This is a genomic window from Streptomyces sp. NPDC057438, assembly GCF_042802995.1.
In the GTDB taxonomy this organism is placed as follows: domain Bacteria; phylum Actinomycetota; class Actinomycetes; order Streptomycetales; family Streptomycetaceae; genus Streptomyces.
The window spans coordinates 1-1,262 of record NZ_JBHVDD010000209.1 but is presented as its reverse complement, the minus strand read 5'-3'; the positions used below and the strand labels follow the sequence as shown (position 1 = coordinate 1,262).

General features: G+C 70.9%; 1 protein-coding gene. It reads left to right on the top strand.

Annotation, left to right across the window (positions count from 1 at the left end):
• Nucleotides 1–1,262: AMP-binding protein (locus ACFU5F_RS42420; protein WP_383899041.1), on the top strand; the 1,262-nt coding region annotated here is incomplete at both ends.

Below are 1,262 nucleotides of genomic sequence, written 5' to 3'. Positions count from 1 at the left end.
ATGTGGACACCCCTCCTCCGCGGCGGAACCATCGTCATCGCCCCCGGCAACCGACTCGGACCCGACGAACTCCGCACCGCCATCACCCGACACGGGGCGACCTCGACCTTCATGACCACCACGCTCTTCAACGTCCTGGTGCACGAGGCCCCGGACGCCCTGGCCGGAATGCGGGAGGTCTGGTTCGGCGGGGAGGCGGCGGACGTGGACGCGGTGGACCGGGCTCTCGCCCTCTGCCCCGGCCTGCGCCTGGTCAACGTCTACGGGCCGACGGAGACGACCACCTTCGCCACCGCGTGGCCGGTCCCCGCCGACAAGGCACCCGGCGCACCCGTGCCGATCGGCTCACCGCTGGCGGGCATGCATACCTACGTCCTCGACGAGGGCCTGCGCCCGGTCCCCACCGGCACTCCCGGCGAGCTGTACCTCGCCGGAACCGGACTCGCACACGGCTACCTCGGCCGCCCCGCCCTCACCGCACAGCGCTTCGTCACCAACCCCTTCGCCACAGACGGCTCGCGGATGTACCGCACCGGCGACCTGGTCCGCTGGCGCAACGACGGCACCCTCGACTACGTCGGCCGCGCCGACGACCAGGTCAAGATCCGCGGCTTCCGCATCGAACCCGCCGAGATCGAAGCCGTCCTCACCACCCACCCGAAGGTGTCCCAGGCCACCGTCGTCGTCCGCGAGGACCGCCCGGGCGACAAACACCTCGTCGCCTACATCGTCGGCAACCCCGACCTCGCAGAACTACGCGAATACGCCGTGCCACGGCTGCCCGCCTATATGGTCCCCACCGCCTTCGTCCCCCTCGACGCCCTGCCCCTGACCGTCAACGGCAAGCTCGACAAGAAGGCACTCCCCGCACCCCCGGCCAGGTCCGTGGCAGGCGAGTCCGGGACCGCCGCGCCCGGTACGGCGGCGGAAGAGACGCTGTGCGCCGTGTTCGCAGGGGTGCTCGGCCTCGATTCAGTCGGGATCGACGACGGATTCTTCGACCTCGGCGGCGACTCCATCGCCTCCATCCAACTCGTCAGCCGCGCCCGCAAAGCCGGCCTCCTCCTCACCGCACGCGACGTCTTCGAACGCCGCACCGTCCGCGAACTCGCCGCCATCGCCGGCCAGGTCGGCACACAGACGGCACCCGGGAAGGACGGCATCGGCGACGTACCCACCACACCGATCATCGAATGGTTCCGCGCCGGCGGCGGCCCCATCCGCGAGTTCAACCAGTCCTACGTCGTCCCCGTCCCCGCCAC